Consider the following 18,639-nt stretch of genomic DNA (forward strand, 5'->3'; position numbering starts at 1 on the left):
GTTAACCGGGCCTGCGACTCTCCCCGGCGGGGAGAGGGGGAAGGCTGTTAAAATCGGTGGCCGGCGGCGACAGGAACCGCTTCTTTTCCAGCAGTAAACACCAGCGTTGGGTTCGGGCCGCCGAGGGTGGCGTGTCCCTGCGCGACCTGAATCCAGTTTCCTTCCGGTAAACCGATAATCACCAGCTCCGGCGCCACCACCAGCAGCTCGCGGATCCGCTGCTCGCGGGTTTCGCCTTTATGTCCTTCCGGCAGGGCGTTGGTGAAGTGGGGGTTAATCTGCAGCGGGAACAGCCCCAGGGCGTCAAACCCCTGCGGGTCAACGATCGGCATATCGTTAGTGGTGCGGATGGTCGGGCAGGCGAGATTGGCGCCAGCGCTCCAGCCGATATACAGCGCGCCGCGCCTGACCACGTCAACGATTGGCGGCAGCAGGCCGCGCGTGCGGCACTCTTTGAGCAGCTGGAAGGTATTACCGCCGCCGACGATGACCACGTCGGCGGTCTCAATCGCCGCGACGGGATCCGCGACGCTGTGAATGCCCGTGACGCTCACGCCCAGAGGAGCAAAGACCGCGGCGGTTTTTGCCGTGTAATCATCCCAGGTCTGCGTGACGCCGGCGAAAGGGATAAACACCGCCGTACGGCGGCCGTTCAGCTGCCCGGAAATGACCGGCAGCGCGTGTTCCAGCCATGCCTTGCCGGGCAGGGTCGAGTTACTCAGTAGCAGTAGTTCCATCTTTTCTCCGTGATAACCACCGTCATTCAGGCCGTTTGCGCGGTGGCGGAGCCGCAAAACGCGCCGCTGCGCCTGAACGTCTATGGTCTGGTCATAATGACAAAGTCGGCTGGCGATCCTACCACTGCTTGCCCCTGCGCTCGCTGACGTGGCTCACGATGTTGTCAGGTTGCGGCACGCCACGCTGCCGCAACCTGCGTATTACGAGCCGGGCGTTTAGCCCGCGCGGGCAAACGCCGCCGCTTCGTTAACCAGCGCCTCGTCCGGGCGCACGCCGGTGTACAGCGCAAACTGCTCTACCGCCTGCAGGGCAATCACCTCCGCGCCGCTGATGGTGCGTTTATCCAGCCGCTGCGCCAGGCGGATCAGCGGCGTCTCCGGCGGCAGGGCCACCACGTCGAACACCACGTCGGCACCCTCAACCATGGCCTGGCTGAAGGCCAGCGTCTCGGCGTACTCTCCGCCCGCCATGCCGAGAGGGGTGACGTTGACCAGGATAGCCGCCGCGATCCCCTCAGGCTGCGGCTGCCACTGGAAGCCGTACTGTTTTGCCAGCGCCAGGCCGCTATCGCGATTGCGGGCGGCGATAATGACATCGCGGAAGCCAGCGTCGCGAAACGCGGCGATGACCGCCTTCGCCATGCCGCCGCTGCCCTGAATCATCACCTTCGCCGTGGGCGCCAGACTGTGGCTGTCGATCAGGCTTTTCACCGCGATATAGTCGGTGTTGAGGCCGGTCAGCCTGCCGCTATCGTTGACGATGGTATTGACTGAATCAATCGCCTTTGCCGAAGGGTCGATAGCGTCGAGAAACGGCATGCAGCTCTCTTTGAACGGCATGGATACCGCGCAGCCGCGAATGCCCAACGCCCGAACGCCTTGTACCGCTGCCGCAATATCCTGCGTTGTAAAGGCTTTGTAGATGTAGTTTAGCCCCAGCTTTTCATAGAGATAGTTATGAAAACGGGTGCCGAAGTTGCCCGGGCGGCTGGCCAGCGACATGCAGAGCTGAGTATCGCGATTAATCATGAGTAATCTCCTCCGCGTGGGCCAGCAGATACTGCTCGGCTTCGCCGGACCAGATCCCGTGATGGCGCTCCATAATTGCCGCCAGCGCCGGATCGGCAATGCTGCCCAGCGGCGTCAGCGGGATCGATTTTCCGGTATAAACCAGCTTCTTGCCGCCGCCGACGGCCGGTAAATCGAGGGTGGTTTCGCCCGCAACGTTGAGCCCAAGAATATGGGTTACCACCTTAGCCGCCTGCACCTTTTTCTCCTGCATCAGCGCCACGGCGGCGCGCATATCGTCAGTGTTGCCCCCGGAGGTGCCGACGTAGTGGGTAAAGGCGTAGTGGACGTCGTAAAAGTTAACCGGCGCGCTAAACTGTTTATCCTGCGGACCGGCGAAGAAGTTCAGGCAGCCGTCGGCGGCCAGCAGCGAAGAAGCCAGGGTAATCAGCTCCTCTTTCGGCACGAAAACGAAAATATCGTCAAACCCGTGGCCGCCGGTCAGCGCCATCAGCGTCTCCCGGCTGGCGTCATGGCCGTCGAGGTAGTGGATCAGGGTTTGCGGCTCTGAAGGATAGTGCCGACGGGCGTAGCTCAGCTTGGGCTTATTGGTGTCGGTGACCACCAGCAGAGAGGGGTTGATCGGGCCATGCAGGGCATAGTCAATGGCCAGCAGGCCCATCGGGCCGGTGCCGCCGAGGATCAGCGTGCGCCCCTGCGGCCGGATGCCCATCGTATGGTTATAGGTGCCTTCCTGCAGGTGGTAGTTGGCGTTGAAGGCGCCAATAACGCAGGAGAGCGGCTCGACCAGCGAGCCTTCAAACCAGGTATCGCCCTCCCAGGGGAGCAGGCAGTCCTGGGTCATCACCTCGTCGGGGATCACCACGTGGGTGGCTTCGCCGCCGATCCACGGGAACGAGTAGCCGGGACAATCCGGGCGATCCGGCAGCTGCAGGTTGGCCTGAATCACGTAGCGCTGGCCGGGGTGGAATTTGTGCTGCCACTTTTTGCCGACCGCGAGGATTTCGCCGCAAAACTCATGCCCGATGACGATCGGATTGAGCGCAACGTCGTCCGGGACCTTTTTGTGATCCTCACCCTGATTGGCCTCTTTCCATGAGGAGAGGCACAGGCTGTCGGTGACTACCCGGGCGAGAATTTCATCATCCCCCATCGCCGGGAGTTCGAAAGTTTCCAGGCGCAGATCGCGTTTGCCATACAGACGTAGAGCCGTAGTTTTCATGTTTACCACCTCATCCCCTTACTCTTGCGGGGTTAGTTTATTGAAGCCGCCCCGACTGCAGCGCCGGGGCGAAAGATCAGGACAGGAAGCCCAGCGCGTTACCGATAATCCCGAGGCCGAACAGGGCGAAAATGAGCCAGACCGGGTTCACTTTCTTATTGAGCAGGCGCACCATCAGCAGCGTCAGCCCCAGGGCCAGCAGGCCAGGGCAAAGCTGGTCGAGGATGTTCTGCACGGTCATGGTGACGGTGGCGCCGTCAGCGCCCGGAGTTTGGGAGACCACCAGCGGTACGTTGATGGTGGTCCACTTCGTCACCAGCACGCCCATCACAAACAGGCCGAGGATTGAGGCGCCTTCGGTGAGTTTTTGCAGCAGGTTGCCGCCCATATCGCTGACGATATTGACCCCTTTGCGAAAGCCAAGCTGCAGCCCGTACCACTTCATGGCCAGACGTACTGCGTTGAAAATAAAGAAGAACAGTAGCGGGCCAAGAATATTTCCGGAGAGCGCCAGCGAGGCGCCGAGCGCGGCGGTAATCGGGCGCAGGGTTCCCCACACCAGCGGGTCGCCGACCCCCGCCAGCGGTCCCATCAGCCCGACCTTGATGCCGTTAATCGCGCCGTCGTCAATCGCCGCACCGTTGGCGCGCGCCTCTTCCATCGCGGCGGTGACGCCCAGCACCGGGCCGCAAACTGCGGGGGTGGTATTGAAGAACACCAGGTGGCGCTTGAGGGCCGCAACCTGATCCTCCTTCAGCGGGTAGAGGCGTTTGATCGCCGGGATCATGTCGTAGCAAAATCCCAGGCCATGAATACGTTCGAAGTTAAAAGAGGCCTGCTGCAGGTTGGAGCGCAGAAACATGCTAACCAGGTCGCCTTGCGTGAGTTTTTTCTGTTCCATGGTCGGCTCCATTAGTCGTCAAGTTGGTCAAGGGCGGTGGAAGAGGCGGCGCTCGCCTGGGGTTCAGGTTTACGCCACTGCGGATTGAGCTGGATATAGATCAGCGCGATGATGACCCCCACGCCGCCGAAGGCCAGCAGGCTAAAGTTGAGGTAACCGCCGGCAAGAAAACCAAGGAAAAAGAAGGGCATCAGATACTTCACGCCCATCATGCGCAGGACCATGGCGTAGCCGACCACGACGATGAAACCGCCGGCAATTTGCAGGCCGCGGGTCACGAATTCCGGGATCGCATTCAGCATGCTGCTGACCATATCGGCGCTGACGAACAGCGACACCACCAGCGCCGGGATGGCGACGCGCAGTGCCTGCACGCCGAGCGCCGAGACGTGCAGCAGATCGATGGTGCGAAAGCGGGCCTCTTCGGCGGCTTTATCCGCCGCGTGCTGGAAGACCACCGTGATGGTGCGAGCAAAGACGGTCAGCACCTGTCCGGCTGCAGCAACCGGTAGAGCGATGGCGATACCGGTGGCGATGCTTTGCTGGCCGACGATGACTAAAATGGCCGAAATGATGCTGGCCAGGGCTGAATCCGGAGACTGCGCCGCGCCAACGTTCATCCAGCCGAGAGCAATCAGCTCCAGCGTGCCGCCGAGCATAATTCCGGTTTTTAAATCACCGAGAATCAGACCAATCACCGTACAGGCGATTAACGGGCGGTGGGTCTGGAATTCATCCAGCACGCTGCCCATTCCGGCAATACAGGAAAAAATAAATATGGCTATTATTTGTAGGGTACTAATTTCCATAATTATAACCTTTAAAGTGTAGGGAACCCTGCCTGTTACGGCACATATACCAGTCACGTGGTTATTTATGCTGACGGTGATGTATTTATTTTTCGCCGCAACGCCTGCGCCACGGACGGGTAGTAAACAGGCGTTCTTTATTCTGTAACGGACTGCTGAGCGAGCTTGTCGAGAATATTAATGGATGGATCGGAGGCCACCACGCGTAAATCCAGAATAACGCCGAGCTGGTCCAGTTGGCGAAATGCGTCAATATCCGTTTGATCTAATGAAACGGCTTTGGTGAGCTGTTTCTTCCCCGGTCGCCAGGCCATGCCGCCGATATTTAGCGTGGCTATTTTGACCCCCTGCTGCACCATCGTTAAAACGTCTTGCGGATTGGTAAATAAATAAAAAACGGATTCATTTTGATATTGCGGATTATGATAAACGGCAACCGCTTTTTCGAGATTCACGACGTTGACCTTCATCCCCGGCGGCGCGGCCTGGCGGAGCAGGGTCCGGCGCACCTCGTCGTTATAAACATCGTCGTTGCAGATAATAATGCGCTGAGCGTTGGCCACTTTGGACCAGACGGTGGTCACCTGGCCATGGATCAGCCGGTCATCAATGCGGGCGAGCGTAATGTTCATCAGAAATCCTCCTCAACGGTTTGCGGGAGCCGCCAGACCACGCAGCACTGGCTGGCAATCGCGGTCAAATGGCCGCACAGGGCGTCGGCGGTCATGGCCTGCTGGTTATCCACCAGCTCCAGCGCCAGCGGCAAAGAGAGGCCGCTGATCACCCGCAGCAGCGGATTTTTCATCGCCAGCCCTGCGGCGGCATTCCACGGGCTGCCACACTGTAAATCGACGGCAATCAGCCACTCATCATTGCTGTGAGTGCTTACTAACTCTTCCAGCTTAGCGGCGATGTCGCCGGCATTTTCTCCCGGGACAAACTCCACCGCGCTGACGTTGACGTCGCCATAGACCATACGAACGGAGTCCAGCATGGCGCAGGCAAGCTGGCCGTGAGCGCAAAAAATAGCGTTGACCATAGGATCTCCTTAACCGCGGGTTTTACCGCCAGCGATGTTAGTGGTTACTCCGGTTATATAGCTCGCACGCTCTGACAGCAGGTAGCAAACGTAGTCCGCAACCTCGCTCAGGCGCCCGGAGCGGCCGATGGGAATGGCGTTTTTGCTATAGCCCTCGCGCAGCTGTTCAACGCTGATGCCGCGGGTCCAGGCCAGCGCTTCTTCATACTCCGGCGTGCGCAGCCCGGTTTTTTCCAGAATGCCCGGTGCGACGCCCACCACGCGGATACCGTGTTTGCCCAGCTCCTTCGACCATGAGCGGGTGAAGCTATTCAGCGCCGCCTTGGTGGCCGCATAGCAGCTCTGGCCCTCAGAGCCTTCCAGCCCGCTTTCTGACGAGACGTTAACGATCGCTCCTTCGCGCTGCTTCACCATCTGCCGGGCGACCGCCTGGGACATTAAAAAGACGCCTTTTTGGTTAATGTTGACCATTTTCTCAAAGGCCGCTTCGTTCAGCTCATAGCGGCCGGCGGGCGCCTTTTCATCCACTAACAGGCGGGGGAAATTAACCCCGGCGTTATTTACCAGACCGTCAATACGTCCGCAGCGCTGAATAATTTGCTCGACGCTGTGGTTCACCTCGTCGGCGCGGGAAATATCGGTGGGCCAGAACCTATAGTTCTCACCGTTACGATATTTGTCGCCGCCGTGAATATCCGTCATTTGCACGTTGGCACCTTGCTCAATTAATTCATCGACGATGGCCAGGCCGATTCCGGAGGCGCCGCCGGTGACAATAACTATTTTATCTTTAAGGTTTAGCCATGTTTTCATTATCGTCTTCTCGTTATTTAGATAAAGGGAGTCCGCGCAGCGCGAGCTGCGGGAGTAGATATTCTTATTTTATTTCAGCAATAGCTCAGCCGTTTCCCGGTTAGTCACCAGACAATTAATATATCCGCCGTTCAGGGCACCGAGGATCCCGCTATATTTTTCTTCGCCGATGGCGATGCCCACCGAATAGCGCGCGTGCTTGAGCCTGGCGATATCAATAGAGAGCGTTTTTTCGTTCATATTAGTTTCAACGATGCCGCCGTTAATATCGTAAAAGCGCGAGCAAATATCGCCGGCGACGTGGCGGGCGTTGAGATCGTCGCTCTCTTCGCTGCCGTAAAACGCGTGCCAGTTCGCGCCGTCGCGGATCGCCGGTGAGCCGATCCCGACCAGCGCAACATCCAAATTGTCCCAGTAGGATGAGATGGTCTGAAAGTGCCTGGACTGCATGATGCCGTTACGGATCAGGGTATTTTCCAGCAGCGCCGGGAAGTCGGCGAGGTGCGACTCGGCCTTCAGCTTCGCCGCCGCGCTATAGGTTAGGGTATTGACGTGGTAGCGGCTCTCCAGCTTACCGGAGGGGCCGCCGATAATCGGCACGCAGATCGCCTGGCGCGACTGGCTGGCCTGCGGCAGGGTTTCGACCAGCGCCCGCACCGCGCGTCCCCAGGAAAAGCCGATGATATCGCCGGGCTCCAGCAGCCGATCGACCAACTGAGCGCCGTGCTGCCCGATGGTATTGAGCTGGTCCTCCTCCTGCGTCGAGCTGCAGGAAGCCACCACCGCTTCTTTGAGGGAAAATTTTTGCTTCAGCTGCTGCTCCAGCCACAGGTTTTCGTTGTAGTCATAGTTGATGGCGATAGTGACGATGCCCTGCTCACGGCCGCGTTTTAGCAGACGGCTAATCGTGGTGCGGTAAATACCCAGCTCGCGGGCGATCTGCGCCTGGGTCATGTCCTGCTCATAGTAGAGCTGGGCAATTTTCACGATTAAGCGGATATCGTCGCTATTTTCGGTGGTCATCTGCGGGCTCCTGCACATTTGTGCAAATCACGTTATTGCTGCCTTGATCTGATATAACCCCATCAGCGGCCGACTACAAAGCAATTTTCCCCCCTTTCATTGCGCTATGCCGGGCGTTTATATTGCACATTTGATTTTCAGCCCGCCGGCTGACGGCACCTTTGTGCCAGATTATCTAATCGCTTGATTCTGTTTATTTTCGCCGGACAAAGTTGCAGAGGGGTCCACGGGACACTTTTGTGTCGAAAGACGCGGCAGATCACACTTAGCGCCACGGCGCCGGCGTGCGATTATTTTCGATTGCCCGCCGGCTGAGGTATATTTCTCGTTTTACACATAAAAGCATTCAAGTTTTATCGAGGCGGCAGGAGAGCGAGCGCCGGCAGCATAGCAATCTATGTAGCCGGGATGCGTGAGCGTGGCCAATACGGGGACAACTTGAAGGATGAAGTGTTTTTAGGAGACGTTATGCTGCCCGACTCATCAACCCGACTCAACAAATACATCAGTGAAAGCGGCATTTGCTCGCGTCGCGAGGCGGATCGCTACATTGAACAAGGCAACGTTTTCATCAACGGCAAGCGTGCGACCATTGGCGATCAGGTTGCCCCGGGCGATGTCGTGAAGGTTAACGGCCAACTGATTGAGCCGCGTGAGGCGGAAGATCTGGTGTTTATCGCGCTGAATAAACCGGTGGGGATCGTCAGCACCACCGAGGACAGCGAGCGCGACAACATCGTCGATTTTGTGAACCACAGCAAGCGCGTTTTCCCGATCGGCCGACTGGATAAGGACTCTCAGGGGCTGATCTTCCTGACCAACCATGGCGATCTGGTGAATAAAATCCTGCGCGCCGGTAACGATCACGAAAAAGAGTACCTGGTGACCGTCGATAAGCCGGTCACCGACGAGTTCGTGCGCGGACTGGGGGCGGGCGTACCGATTCTCGGCACGGTGACGAAGAAGTGCAAGGTGAGAAAAGAAGCGCCGTTCGTCTTCCGCATTACCCTGGTTCAGGGGCTTAACCGGCAGATTCGCCGGATGTGCGAACACTTTGGCTACGAGGTCATGAAGCTTGAGCGCACGCGGATTATGAATATCGGCCTGTCGGGATTACCCCTCGGGGAGTGGCGCGACCTGACGGATGATGAGCTGGTTGCGCTGTTTAAGCTGATTGAGAACTCCTCCTCTGAGGCCAAACCGAAGGCCAAAGCGAAGCCGAAAACGGCGGGCATCAAGCGCCCGGTGGTGAACGTGGAAAAGAGCAGCGAGAAAGGACGCCCGGCGGCAAACGGCAAACGTTTTAACCAGCCGGGACGTAAAAAGAAGGGGCGTTAGCGCCTGCCGCGCGTCGGCGTGCTCGCCGACCAGGAGAATGACGCGTCGCTGTCGGGTTTATAGGCCTGCTTTTTCTTTAACTGGCGGGCCTTTTTTGCCTCAGCTTCGCGCAGCACCATCAGCTTATCGATGTACTCTTTTTTTACGGCGTTGGTTTCTGCGTTAGTCAGCAGACGGCCGTGCGCGATTCTCGCCCGGTCAAGCAGCGTTTTCAGCTCGCGCTGCTCGCGCTCGGTCATATCTTGTTGCGTAATGCGGGGAAGTGCCATAGTAGAACCCTCAGTCAGCCGATAATTCAGTGTACGGCAATACCGGGTTGACTGACAGTCTGGATACCGTGAGGACGGGAAAACGCCCGCACAGGCGCGGAGAGCGGCCAGTCCGGGCGGTGAAGGCAGGGCGCTACTTCGCTTTCTTCCCGGTAGGCTTAGCTGACCAGTAGCCGGCCAGCAGCGACCCGGAAAGGTTGTGCCAGACCGAGAACAGCGCGCCGGGCAGGGCGGCAAGAGGACCGAAGTAGATTTTCCCCAGCGCCGCCGCCAGCCCTGAGTTTTGCATCCCCACCTCTATGGCCAGCGTGCGGCAGGTCGACTCATCAAAGCCAAACAGACGCCCGCCCCAGTAGCCGCCGAGCAGCCCGATGGCGTTATGCAGGATCACCGCGACAATCACCACCAGGCCTACGGAGGCGATGTGCGAAGCGGAGCCGGCGACGACGGCGCTGATGATCGCCAGAATGCAGAGCATGGAAAACGCGGGCAGGAACGGCTCGACCGCCTTGACCACCTTCGGCAGCAGGTGGTGAATAATCAGCCCCAGCGCAATCGGGATAACCACGATTTGCAGGATGCTGAGCAGCATACCCGCCACGTCGACCTGAATATGCGCATCGACGTACAGGCGCGTCAGCAGCGGCGTTGCCACCACGCCAACCAGCGTGGAGACGGAAGAGATGGTAACCGAGAGCGCCACATCGCCTTTCGCCAGGTAGATCATCACGTTAGACGCCGTTCCGCTGGCAACGCTGCCCACCAGCACCATCCCGGCTGACAGCTCCGGCGGCATACGGAACAGCAGCGCCAGCGCCCAGGCGGCGAGCGGCATCACCAGGTAGTGCAGAAAAATCCCCGCCGCAACCGGCGCCGGGCGCGACAGCACGCGCTTAAAATCTTCCAGCTTCAGGTGGACGCCCATCCCGAACATGATGAGCATCAGCAGGGTGGTGACCCAGGGGCCGATGGGGGTAAAGGTGGCCGGCGTGTAATAGGCCAGAACGGAGAGCAGCAGCGCCCAGAGCGGGAACAGCCGTGTCAGCATAGCGAGCATGTTGGTTTCCTTGCAATTGGCTCGTCATCTTCCAGGCCGGCTGCGCCCGCTGCCCGAACGATTGCGAGTAGGTTGTGTTGATATAGTTATAAAAAAAGCCGGGTTCGAGCCCGGCTATAGGTAATATTTATCGCGTGGAGGAATATTATTCAAACAAATTATGATGTAGCTTCTGCACGACCTTCTCAGCATCGACGCCCGGCACCAGGAAGCAGAGGTTATGGCTGGATGCGCCGTAGCAGATCATGCGAATGTTGAACGGCTCCAGCACGCCGAAGACCTCTTTGCCGACGCCGCAGGCGCGCGAAAGATCGTTGCCGATCAGGGCGACCAGCGCCAGATCCTGCTCTACCTCTACGCGGCACAGGGAGGAGAGCTCGGTGAGCAGCGCCTGGGTGAGCAGGGTATCGGTGGCGGAGGTTGAGCCGGTGGTATCCATGGTCAGGGCAATGCTGACTTCTGAGGTGGTGATCAGATCCACGGAGATATTATGGCGCGCCAGAATACCGAACACTTCGGCGAGGAAGCCGCGGGAGTGCAGCATATTCAGGCTGTGCAGGGTCAGCAGGGTCTGGCGACGGCGCAGCGCCAGCGCGCGGAACAGCGGCGGGTGTTCGGTTTTATTGCACACCAGGGTGCCGCCGGCTTTCGGCTCTTTGCTGGAGCCAACGAAGACCGGAATATCGCTACGCACCGCGGGAAGCAGCGTCGCCGGATGCAGCACCTTGGCGCCAAACGTCGCCATTTCGGCGGCTTCGGCAAAGGCGATAACGTCGATCCGTTTTGCCGCCGGGGCAACGCGCGGGTCGGTGGTGTAGATGCCCGGGACGTCGGTCCAGATATCGACGCGGCTGGCGTTAAGGGCTTCACCCAGCAGGGCGGCGGTGTAATCACTGCCTCCGCGACCGAGGGTGGTGGTGCGGCCTTTGGCTTCGCTACCAATAAAGCCCTGGGTGACGACCAGACCTTCGGCAAGGCGCGGCGTCAGCTGCAGCTGGGTTAGCTCAGCCAGGGCGGCGATATCGGGCTCGGCGCGGCCAAAGCGATCGCTGGTGCGCATCACTTTGCGTACGTCAAACCACTGGGCGGCAATGCCGCGCTCGCGCAGGATTTCGACAAACAGCAGGGTAGACATCAGTTCGCCGTGGCTAACCAGCTCATCGGTCAGCGCCGTCGAGCTTGCCAGCGCCGCGGCTTCCGCCAGGGTGGTGATATTCTCCAGCAGACGCTCGATCTCTTCGCGGATCACGTTGGGATAGCGCAGGCGTTCGAGAATATTGAACTGAATCTGGCGCAGCGCCTCAAGCTTATCGAAACGCTCGGTGGGTTCCAGCCCGTCGGCTAAGGCAACCAGAAGATTGGTGACACCCGCAGAGGCAGACAGCACCACTACACGAGTGTTTTCATCAATCATCGCAACGTCAACGCTGCGGTTCATGGCATCGAAATCGGCAACGCTGGTGCCGCCGAATTTGGCTACAACTAAATCTGTCATAACAACCTCGTGTCAGGGGGGCCTGACTTATTAAAACGATTCCTGAGTGGGTTTGGGCTGGACACAACCTAACAGTCATAAAATGTCTTAATAAGCCAGGCCAAATTATTCAGCCATGGCACAAGGGAAGAGCGAAAAACAGGGTGGGCGCAGAGGGATAAACAGCTACGATGTCACCCAGAAGTGCTCCACCTTGTAGACCCGTTCCCCGACCTTTGCGTCAGTTCCTGAGTATGAAACGCCCGACTGCGAACGTTTCTGGTGACAACCCAGGGGATTCAGCCCCTGTGGCCGGTGATGAACGTACCAGACGCTCTTTCACCTCGGCGTTGCTCCCCCTCACGTATTTTCCCCGGACTGGTTCCTCCAATACGGTTACCTGGGCAACGCACCTCTTCTGGCAATTACCGACGTCTTTCACTTTGCCTGGGGGCGCTGGTCATGATCCCCCTGCAATACCCTTTCGCTGTAGCGTGAAATGCGCGAGCAATACATACCTCGTTATATGCAGGCAGTGCAGCTATATAAAGGCTTCGGAGGGAGTATGTCAACGCTGCGGTTATGCGGATTTTTCATGCGCGGGCGATTAACAGCAAAAAGCCTTATGATGAGCCCGGCCGCACTCCGGCGGGCCGCCGCCCGGTGGCCGAGAGTCCGCCGCTCTGCCCGGCGCCCGTGAGCGGATCCCCCCGCGCGCTGGTGCGGGACGTTTTGCCCGCGTTTATGTCTATACTGGTAGTGGTTTTTTACCCTGATCTGACCCTGTTCCTGACGCGCGTCAACGGCATAACACAAAAATCATCACAATTTTTTGCCTCCGGCGCTACAATCGACCGCAGTCACAATTCTCAAATCAGAAGAGTATTGCTCATGAAAAACATCAACCCAACGCAGACATCTGCCTGGCAGGCGCTACAGAAACACTTTGATGAAATGAAAGACGTCACTATCAGCGAGCTTTTCGCTAACGATAGCGATCGTTTTACTAAGTTTTCCGCAACGTTCGACGATCTGATGCTGGTGGATTTCTCCAAAAACCGCATTACCGAAGAGACGCTGGCGAAACTGCAGGATCTGGCCAAAGAGACCGATCTGGCAGGCGCCATCAAATCGATGTTCTCCGGCGAGAAAATCAACCGCACCGAAGACCGTGCCGTGCTGCACGTGGCGCTGCGCAACCGGAGCAATACCCCCATCATCGTTGACGGCAAAGATGTGATGCCGGAAGTCAACGCGGTGCTGGAGAAGATGAAAACCTTCTCTGAAGCCATCATCTCCGGCAGCTGGAAAGGCTATACCGGCAAGGCGATTACCGACGTGGTTAACATCGGTATCGGCGGCTCCGACCTCGGTCCGTTTATGGTGACCGAAGCGCTGCGTCCGTACAAAAATCACCTCAATATGCACTTTGTTTCCAACGTCGACGGCACCCACATTGCGGAAGTGCTGAAAGGCGTGAACCCGGAAACGACGCTGTTCCTGGTGGCATCAAAAACCTTTACCACTCAGGAAACGATGACCAACGCCCACAGCGCGCGCGACTGGTTCCTGGCAACGGCTGGCGATGACAAACACGTGGCGAAACACTTCGCGGCGCTCTCCACCAACGGCAAAGCGGTGGGCGAGTTTGGTATCGACACCGCCAACATGTTTGAATTCTGGGATTGGGTTGGCGGCCGCTACTCTCTGTGGTCAGCGATCGGCCTGTCGATCATCCTCTCCGTTGGTTTTGACAACTTCGTTGAGCTGCTGTCCGGCGCGCACGCGATGGATAAACACTTCTCCACCACGCCGGCGGAGCAAAACCTGCCGGTGCTGCTGGCGCTGATCGGGATCTGGTACAACAACTTCTTCGGCGCAGAAACCGAAGCGATTCTGCCGTACGACCAGTATATGCACCGCTTTGCTGCCTACTTCCAGCAGGGCAACATGGAATCTAACGGCAAATACGTTGACCGCAGCGGTAACGCCGTAGACTACCAGACTGGCCCGATTATCTGGGGTGAGCCGGGTACCAACGGCCAGCATGCGTTCTACCAGCTGATCCACCAGGGAACCAAAATGGTGCCGTGCGATTTCATCGCGCCTGCGGTAACGCACAACCCGCTCTCTGACCACCATCCGAAGCTGCTGTCCAACTTCTTCGCGCAGACCGAAGCGCTGGCGTTCGGCAAGGCGCGTGACGTGGTTGAGCAGGAGTATCGCGATCAGGGTAAAGATCCGGCAACGCTGGATCACGTGGTGCCGTTCAAAGTCTTCGAAGGTAACCGCCCGACTAACTCGATCCTGCTGCGTGAAATCACCCCGTTCAGCCTCGGCGCGCTGATTGCGCTGTATGAACATAAGATCTTCACCCAGGGCGCGATCCTCAACATCTTCACCTTCGACCAGTGGGGCGTTGAGCTGGGTAAACAGCTGGCTAACCGCATTCTGCCGGAGCTGAAAGATGGCGCGGATGTCAGCAGCCACGATAGCTCGACCAACGGTCTGATTAACCGCTATAAGTCCTGGCGCGCGTAATCAGCGTTAATCCGCTTCAATGCCGGCCTCTGGGCCGGCATTTTTTATGGCAGACGGCGCAATAATTTCGCCGGATTCCCCGCCCACACGCCTTTCTCGGTTATCGACCGGGTGACCACGCTGCCCGCGCCAATCACCGCGCCATCGCAGATGCTGACCGCCAGAATGGTGGCCCCGCTGCCGATAGAGACGTCGTTGCCCACCACGATTCTTCCCCAGCTCTCGCGATCGGCGTTGGGCTTACCGTCGCGAAACATATCGTTGGCAAACATCACCCCGTGGCCGATAAAACAGCGCTCGCCGAGGGTCACATACTCGCAGATAAAGGTATGGGACTGGATTTTGGTGTCCGCGCCGACCGACGTATTACCCTGAATCTCGACGAAAGGGCCGACGAAGACGTTATCGCCGAGGCGACAGTCGTACAGGTTAGCGGGCTGGTAGATCACCACATTTTCACCGCTTTCGACGTTGCGAACGCCGGTATCACGAAGCGTAGGCATCATTCCTCTCCGATTCGTTTAGCCAGAATATGAATGGTGCTCTGCTGGGTGGCGGAGCGAAAGACGGTGTCTTTAAGATGCCGCATGCCCTGGCGCTCATAGAAGCGCCGGGCGCCGCTATTGGCGGCCAGCACCTCCAGCCACAGCCAGCGCTCGCCCTCGGCTTTGGCCCGCGCTTCAACGGCGCTAAAAAGCCGTTCGCCGTAGCGATGCCCCGTTTCGCCGGGCAGCAGATAGAGCTTATGCAGCAGCGTGCCCTGCGGGCCATCGGGTTCAATCTGCTGACGATGTGTGTATTTGGCGAATCCTACCGGGCGCTGCGCTTCGGCGATCAGCCAGCGGCAGTTTGTCTCGGCCAGGCTGCGCTGCAGGGCTTCGGCGGCATACTCCTGCTGGAGAAAGTGCTCCAGCTCGCTGGCGCTGTGCCAGAGGTGGGTGAAGTGGTGGCGGTAGCTGGCGTTGCCCATTTCACCGAGCAGGGTTGCGTCCTCCCGCTGCGCCGTACGAATTGTCAGCATGGCTGTCTCCTTTTTAACCTGCCAGTGTGGCAAGTGATTGTTACATTTGGCACAACAGGCGCAAAAAGTTAACGAATAATATCGATCTGGATCACGTTTTTGCGTTATACAGATCGCCAGGAACAATGAATATAAGAGGTGTGAATATGCCGTCGGTCTATCGTCCGCTGGTGAGTTTTGTTGCTAAGGCCATGCAGGCCGTTCTGAATCTGGCGCTGCTGTGCCTGGGCGTGATTCTGGTGGTCTTTCTCGGCAAGGAGACCTTCCATCTGGCGCACGTGCTGTTTACCCCGGAGCCGGTGAGCAAGTACAAGCTGGTGGAAGGGCTGGTGGTCTATTTTCTCTATTTCGAGTTTATCGCGCTGATTGTGAAATACTTTGAGTCAGGCTTTCACTTCCCGCTGCGCTATTTCGTCTACATCGGTATTACCGCGATTGTGCGCCTGATTATCGTCGACCACGAGTCGCCGATGGCGGTGCTGATCTACTCTGCGGCGATCTTGCTGCTGGTGATTACGCTGTGGCTGTGTAACTCCAATCGCCTGAAGCGCGAATAAAAAAAAGCGGCCTCCAGGGCCGCTGACCAACAGTCACAAATTTAATTTATGTAGGGTCCAGTTGAGGATAGCAGTGGCATTTGCCTTACTTTTTCAGCTGAGGGCGGTAGTTGCCGTACCCGGTTGGGGTTCGTGTACGGCAACTAAGTCACCGTCCCTCCTCTGAAATTTGGGGCGGGTGTATCAAACTTAACCTTTCACTCCCCCCGCCGTCAGGCCGTTCACCAGCCAGCGCTGCGCCAGCAGGAAGACCACGGTAATCGGGATAGCGGAGAGCACCGCCGCCGCGGCAAAGTCGCCCCACAGGTAGTTCTGCGGATTGAGGTACTGCTGCATGCCAACCGCCAGGGTATAGCTGTTCACATCGCGCAGCAGCAGGGACGCAACCGGGACTTCGGTAATTGCGGCGATAAACGACAGAATAAAGACCACCGCCAGAATCGGCACCGACAGCGGCAGCAGAACCAGACGGAAGGCCTGCCACGGCGTCGCGCCGTCCAGCGCGGCCGCTTCTTCCAGCGAACCGTCGATGGTTTCGAAGTAGCCTTTAATGGTCCAGACGTGCAGCGCGATGCCGCCCATATAGGCGAAGATGACGCCGCCGTGGGTGTTGAGGCCGACAAACGGCAGATACTGGCCGAGGCGGTCAAACAAGGCGTACAGGGCAACCAGCGACAGCACCGCCGGGAACATCTGGAAAATCAGCATCCCTTTCAACAGGGTAGCCTTGCCAGGGAAGCGCATGCGGGCGAAAGCGTAGGCGCAGGTAGTGGAGAGCGCCACGATACCGATGGCGGTGATCCCGGCAACCTTCACCGAGTTCCACAGCCACAGCAGAACCGGGAACGGCGGCGGGGTGACGCGGCCGTCCGCATGCTCAACGCTAAAGCCGAGCGCCAGACGCCAGTGTTCCCAGGAGATCTGATCCGGGATCAGGCTGCCGGTGGCGAAGTTACCTTCGCGCAGGGAGATGGCGATAACCATCAGCAGCGGGAACATAATCGCCGCGATAAAAATGAGCAGCAGGAGGTGCGTGGTGAAGAGACGCAGCTTCTGAGATTTAGGTTGTACCATAGCCATAATATTTTTATTCCCCTTGATACCGCTCCAGGCTATCTCACTTGCCATTTTGAACCCGGGCAGTGCTCATCATCCTCACGTACTACGCGTACGCTCCGGTTCTTGCGCGCTGGCCGGGTCCAAACTGGCTGTGCCAATGACGCCTGGCCATTCCAGTTAGTCGAATTTCATTCGTGTAGCTTTCAGGTTAACAATCGCCAGCACGCCCACCAGCAGGAAGATCAGCGTAGCGATAGCCGCCGCGAGGCCGAAGTCCTGACCGCCGCCGCCTTCGAAGGCGATGCGGTAGGTGTAGCTCACCAGCAGGTCGGTATAGCCGGCCGGCGTAGTGGTGCCGAGGCGATCCGGACCGCCGTTGGTTAACAGCTGAATCAGCACGAAGTTGTTAAAGTTAAAGGCGAAGCTGGCAATCATCAGCGGCGTAAGCGGCTTGATCAGCAGCGGCAGCGTAATTTTAAAGAAGTTCTGGAACGGACCGGCGCCGTCCATTGCCGACGCTTCGTACAGGTCGTCAGGAATGGCTTTCAGCAGGCCCATGCACAGAATCATCATGTACGGGTAGCCCAGCCAGGTGTTGACGATAACGATCATCGAACGCGCGGTGGTCGGGTCGCTAAACCAGGCTGGCTTGATGCCGAACAGCGCGCTGAGCATCATGTTGATCTCACCGAAGCTCTGGTTGAACAGCCCTTTGAAAATCAGAATCGAGATAAACGACGGTACGGCGTAGGGCAGAATCAGCAGGACGCGGTAAATCGCTTTTCCTTTCAGGGACTCCCACTGTACGAGGCAGGCGAGGATCATGCCCACCGCGACGGTCAGAATCACGGTCAGAATTGAGAAGACCACCGTCCAGACGAAGATGGCGAAGAACGGCTTCTGGATCCCTTCATCGGTAAAGACGCGGGTGAAGTTATCCCAGCCAATGCTCACGGTGTAGCCAGGGCTGAGCTTCTCGCTGCTCCAGCTGCCGTCGGCGTTGATGGACTGATAGAAGCCGACTTTGTTGTTCGGCCGGTATTTGATGCCGCTCTGGTTGTTGGTCAGCTCGCCGTCGGCCGCCAGCGTATACAGCGGCTGGGTGCCGGAGAACTGACGCAGCGAGCTCATGATGACCTTGCTGTCGTCAGGCAGCACGGCGGTCAGCTGGTTCAGCGCGGTACGGTTCTGGGTGATCGCGCGCAGGTTGGCGCGCTCGCCTTCCGGCTGCGCATCGGCTTCTTTCAGGGCCAGCTTCTGCTCGCCGCCGAGCTTAAAGGCGTCGGAAACGTAATTTTTGCCGCTGTCACCGTCGGTCAGCGCCAGCTTCCACTCATCTCCCGCCGGGTAGAGCGAGAAGTTGTAGGCTTTGCCGGCCTGGAAGGAGCGGTCCATCAGCACTTCCTGAGCGCGCTCGAAGGTCAGCTGGTTGGTGCTGCTGTAGTTGGTGAAGGCGATAGCAATGGTGCAGATCAGCGGAAACAGGACGAACAGCCCCATCCCGGCGAGACCCGGATAGACATAGCGCCAGGCATAGGCCTTGCGGTTGGAAAAGATATACAGGCCAGCCGAGCTTAAAATCAGCGTCAGGATGGCAAACAGGTACTCCCCCTGGGCGTACATCAAAACAACAAGGTAACCCACCAGCAGGCACAGCAAGCCAATCACAGACCATGTCAGCTGCGGGCTTTGCCACCAGTGTTTCTTTTTAACGACATCCATGGGGATCATCCTCTACAACGTATTTTGT

General features: G+C 58.2%; 19 protein-coding genes and 1 riboswitch. Of the genes, 3 read left to right on the forward strand and 16 right to left on the reverse strand.

The window, feature by feature from the left end; genetic code table 11:
* Positions 1 to 47: 47 nt before the first annotated feature.
* The 9 genes from pepE to M2416_RS13430 form a co-directional block, all read right to left on the reverse strand.
* Entirely contained in the window at positions 48 to 737 is a 690-nt protein-coding gene (gene pepE / locus M2416_RS13390) for a dipeptidase PepE (protein ID WP_259224650.1), read from the reverse strand.
* A gap of 216 nt (positions 738 to 953) precedes the next feature.
* Positions 954 to 1,766, reverse strand: coding sequence for a shikimate 5-dehydrogenase (locus M2416_RS13395; RefSeq protein ID WP_259224657.1), 813 nt, complete (start codon positions 1,764 to 1,766; stop codon positions 954 to 956).
* Complete coding sequence (sorE, locus tag M2416_RS13400; RefSeq protein WP_259224658.1) at positions 1,759 to 2,988, reverse strand: L-sorbose 1-phosphate reductase; 1,230 nt, start codon at positions 2,986 to 2,988, stop codon at positions 1,759 to 1,761. The genes M2416_RS13395 and sorE overlap by 8 nt, the downstream gene beginning before the upstream one ends.
* 76 nt (positions 2,989 to 3,064) lie before the next feature.
* Positions 3,065 to 3,889, reverse strand: a complete 825-nt coding sequence (locus M2416_RS13405; protein ID WP_041143571.1) for a PTS system mannose/fructose/sorbose family transporter subunit IID — start codon at positions 3,887 to 3,889, stop codon at positions 3,065 to 3,067.
* Positions 3,890 to 3,900: 11 nt separating this feature from the next.
* A complete protein-coding gene (locus M2416_RS13410) occupies positions 3,901 to 4,698 on the reverse strand; it encodes a PTS mannose/fructose/sorbose transporter subunit IIC (RefSeq protein WP_041143572.1) in 798 nt (265 codons plus the stop codon).
* Positions 4,699 to 4,835: 137 nt separating this feature from the next.
* The gene (locus M2416_RS13415; RefSeq protein WP_041143573.1) at positions 4,836 to 5,330 is read right to left on the reverse strand and encodes a PTS sugar transporter subunit IIB; all 495 of its coding nucleotides are present in this window, start codon (positions 5,328 to 5,330) and stop codon (positions 4,836 to 4,838) included.
* Positions 5,330 to 5,737 (reverse strand): mannose/fructose/sorbose PTS transporter subunit IIA, encoded by a 408-nt coding sequence (locus M2416_RS13420; RefSeq protein WP_076947880.1) that lies wholly within the window; start codon positions 5,735 to 5,737, stop codon positions 5,330 to 5,332. Before M2416_RS13420 ends, M2416_RS13415 begins: the two co-directional genes overlap by 1 nt.
* Positions 5,738 to 5,746: 9 nt before the next feature.
* The gene (locus M2416_RS13425; RefSeq protein WP_041143575.1) at positions 5,747 to 6,550 is read right to left on the reverse strand and encodes an SDR family oxidoreductase; all 804 of its coding nucleotides are present in this window, start codon (positions 6,548 to 6,550) and stop codon (positions 5,747 to 5,749) included.
* A gap of 69 nt (positions 6,551 to 6,619) precedes the next feature.
* A complete protein-coding gene (locus tag M2416_RS13430; protein ID WP_076947878.1) occupies positions 6,620 to 7,573 on the reverse strand; it encodes a sugar-binding transcriptional regulator in 954 nt (317 codons plus the stop codon).
* A gap of 468 nt (positions 7,574 to 8,041) precedes the next feature.
* On the opposite strand from M2416_RS13430, the gene rluF reads away from it, so the two are divergent.
* Positions 8,042 to 8,911, forward strand: a complete 870-nt coding sequence (rluF, locus tag M2416_RS13435; RefSeq protein ID WP_041143577.1) for a 23S rRNA pseudouridine(2604) synthase RluF — start codon at positions 8,042 to 8,044, stop codon at positions 8,909 to 8,911.
* Here rluF and M2416_RS13440 read toward each other — a convergent pair.
* From M2416_RS13440 to lysC, 3 genes are all read right to left on the reverse strand, one after another.
* Positions 8,908 to 9,180, reverse strand: coding sequence for a YjbD family protein (locus M2416_RS13440; RefSeq protein WP_041143578.1), 273 nt, complete (start codon positions 9,178 to 9,180; stop codon positions 8,908 to 8,910). The genes rluF and M2416_RS13440 overlap by 4 nt on opposite strands.
* A 133-nt stretch (positions 9,181 to 9,313) precedes the next feature.
* A complete protein-coding gene (panS, locus tag M2416_RS13445; protein WP_259224696.1) occupies positions 9,314 to 10,237 on the reverse strand; it encodes a ketopantoate/pantoate/pantothenate transporter PanS in 924 nt (307 codons plus the stop codon).
* A gap of 145 nt (positions 10,238 to 10,382) precedes the next feature.
* Positions 10,383 to 11,732 carry a lysine-sensitive aspartokinase 3 gene (gene lysC / locus M2416_RS13450; protein WP_041143580.1) on the reverse strand — a complete coding sequence of 450 codons (1,350 nt, stop codon included), beginning with the start codon at positions 11,730 to 11,732 and terminating at the stop codon, positions 10,383 to 10,385.
* Positions 11,733 to 11,905: 173 nt separating this feature from the next.
* Positions 11,906 to 12,137, reverse strand: a riboswitch (Lysine riboswitch).
* A 465-nt stretch (positions 12,138 to 12,602) separates the two neighbouring features.
* On the opposite strand from lysC, the gene pgi reads away from it, so the two are divergent.
* Positions 12,603 to 14,252, forward strand: coding sequence for a glucose-6-phosphate isomerase (gene pgi, locus M2416_RS13455; RefSeq protein ID WP_041147502.1), 1,650 nt, complete (start codon positions 12,603 to 12,605; stop codon positions 14,250 to 14,252).
* Between the two features lie 44 nt (positions 14,253 to 14,296).
* On the opposite strand, the gene M2416_RS13460 is transcribed toward pgi, so the two are convergent.
* Positions 14,297 to 14,755, reverse strand: a complete 459-nt coding sequence (locus M2416_RS13460) for an acyltransferase (RefSeq protein ID WP_041143581.1) — start codon at positions 14,753 to 14,755, stop codon at positions 14,297 to 14,299.
* The gene (locus tag M2416_RS13465) at positions 14,755 to 15,273 is read right to left on the reverse strand and encodes a GNAT family N-acetyltransferase (RefSeq protein WP_041143582.1); all 519 of its coding nucleotides are present in this window, start codon (positions 15,271 to 15,273) and stop codon (positions 14,755 to 14,757) included. Before M2416_RS13465 ends, M2416_RS13460 begins: the two co-directional genes overlap by 1 nt.
* 146 nt (positions 15,274 to 15,419) lie before the next feature.
* Here M2416_RS13465 and psiE point away from each other — a divergent pair, with 146 nt between their 5' ends.
* The gene (gene psiE, locus M2416_RS13470; RefSeq protein ID WP_041143583.1) at positions 15,420 to 15,830 is read left to right on the forward strand and encodes a phosphate-starvation-inducible protein PsiE; all 411 of its coding nucleotides are present in this window, start codon (positions 15,420 to 15,422) and stop codon (positions 15,828 to 15,830) included.
* Positions 15,831 to 16,019: 189 nt separating this feature from the next.
* Here psiE and malG read toward each other — a convergent pair whose 3' ends face one another.
* Entirely contained in the window at positions 16,020 to 16,910 is an 891-nt protein-coding gene (malG, locus tag M2416_RS13475) for a maltose ABC transporter permease MalG (RefSeq protein ID WP_041143584.1), read from the reverse strand.
* Positions 16,911 to 17,066: 156 nt separating this feature from the next.
* On the reverse strand, positions 17,067 to 18,611 hold the full coding sequence (malF, locus tag M2416_RS13480; RefSeq protein WP_041143585.1) for a maltose ABC transporter permease MalF: 1,545 nt from the start codon (positions 18,609 to 18,611) through the stop codon (positions 17,067 to 17,069).
* Between the last annotated feature and the right edge of the window lie 28 nt (positions 18,612 to 18,639).

The organism is Klebsiella sp. BIGb0132 (assembly GCF_024810075.1).
Lineage (GTDB): Bacteria > Pseudomonadota > Gammaproteobacteria > Enterobacterales > Enterobacteriaceae > Klebsiella > Klebsiella terrigena.

Excerpts from the sequence above, each read along its gene's own strand:
- pepE (WP_259224650.1), bottom strand. The coding sequence starts at position 737 with ATGGAACTACTGCTACTGAGTAACTCGACCCTGCCCGGCAAGGCATGG.
- M2416_RS13395 (WP_259224657.1), bottom strand. The coding sequence starts at position 1,766 with ATGATTAATCGCGATACTCAGCTCTGCATGTCGCTGGCCAGCCGCCCG.
- sorE (WP_259224658.1), bottom strand. The coding sequence starts at position 2,988 with ATGAAAACTACGGCTCTACGTCTGTATGGCAAACGCGATCTGCGCCTG.
- M2416_RS13405 (WP_041143571.1), bottom strand. The coding sequence starts at position 3,889 with ATGGAACAGAAAAAACTCACGCAAGGCGACCTGGTTAGCATGTTTCTG.
- M2416_RS13410 (WP_041143572.1), bottom strand. The coding sequence starts at position 4,698 with ATGGAAATTAGTACCCTACAAATAATAGCCATATTTATTTTTTCCTGT.
- M2416_RS13415 (WP_041143573.1), bottom strand. The coding sequence starts at position 5,330 with ATGAACATTACGCTCGCCCGCATTGATGACCGGCTGATCCATGGCCAG.
- M2416_RS13420 (WP_076947880.1), bottom strand. The coding sequence starts at position 5,737 with ATGGTCAACGCTATTTTTTGCGCTCACGGCCAGCTTGCCTGCGCCATG.
- M2416_RS13425 (WP_041143575.1), bottom strand. The coding sequence starts at position 6,550 with ATGAAAACATGGCTAAACCTTAAAGATAAAATAGTTATTGTCACCGGC.
- M2416_RS13430 (WP_076947878.1), bottom strand. The coding sequence starts at position 7,573 with ATGACCACCGAAAATAGCGACGATATCCGCTTAATCGTGAAAATTGCC.
- rluF (WP_041143577.1), top strand. The coding sequence starts at position 8,042 with ATGCTGCCCGACTCATCAACCCGACTCAACAAATACATCAGTGAAAGC.
- M2416_RS13440 (WP_041143578.1), bottom strand. The coding sequence starts at position 9,180 with ATGGCACTTCCCCGCATTACGCAACAAGATATGACCGAGCGCGAGCAG.
- panS (WP_259224696.1), bottom strand. The coding sequence starts at position 10,237 with ATGCTCGCTATGCTGACACGGCTGTTCCCGCTCTGGGCGCTGCTGCTC.
- lysC (WP_041143580.1), bottom strand. The coding sequence starts at position 11,732 with ATGACAGATTTAGTTGTAGCCAAATTCGGCGGCACCAGCGTTGCCGAT.
- pgi (WP_041147502.1), top strand. The coding sequence starts at position 12,603 with ATGAAAAACATCAACCCAACGCAGACATCTGCCTGGCAGGCGCTACAG.
- M2416_RS13460 (WP_041143581.1), bottom strand. The coding sequence starts at position 14,755 with ATGCCTACGCTTCGTGATACCGGCGTTCGCAACGTCGAAAGCGGTGAA.
- M2416_RS13465 (WP_041143582.1), bottom strand. The coding sequence starts at position 15,273 with ATGCTGACAATTCGTACGGCGCAGCGGGAGGACGCAACCCTGCTCGGT.
- psiE (WP_041143583.1), top strand. The coding sequence starts at position 15,420 with ATGCCGTCGGTCTATCGTCCGCTGGTGAGTTTTGTTGCTAAGGCCATG.
- malG (WP_041143584.1), bottom strand. The coding sequence starts at position 16,910 with ATGGCTATGGTACAACCTAAATCTCAGAAGCTGCGTCTCTTCACCACG.
- malF (WP_041143585.1), bottom strand. The coding sequence starts at position 18,611 with ATGGATGTCGTTAAAAAGAAACACTGGTGGCAAAGCCCGCAGCTGACA.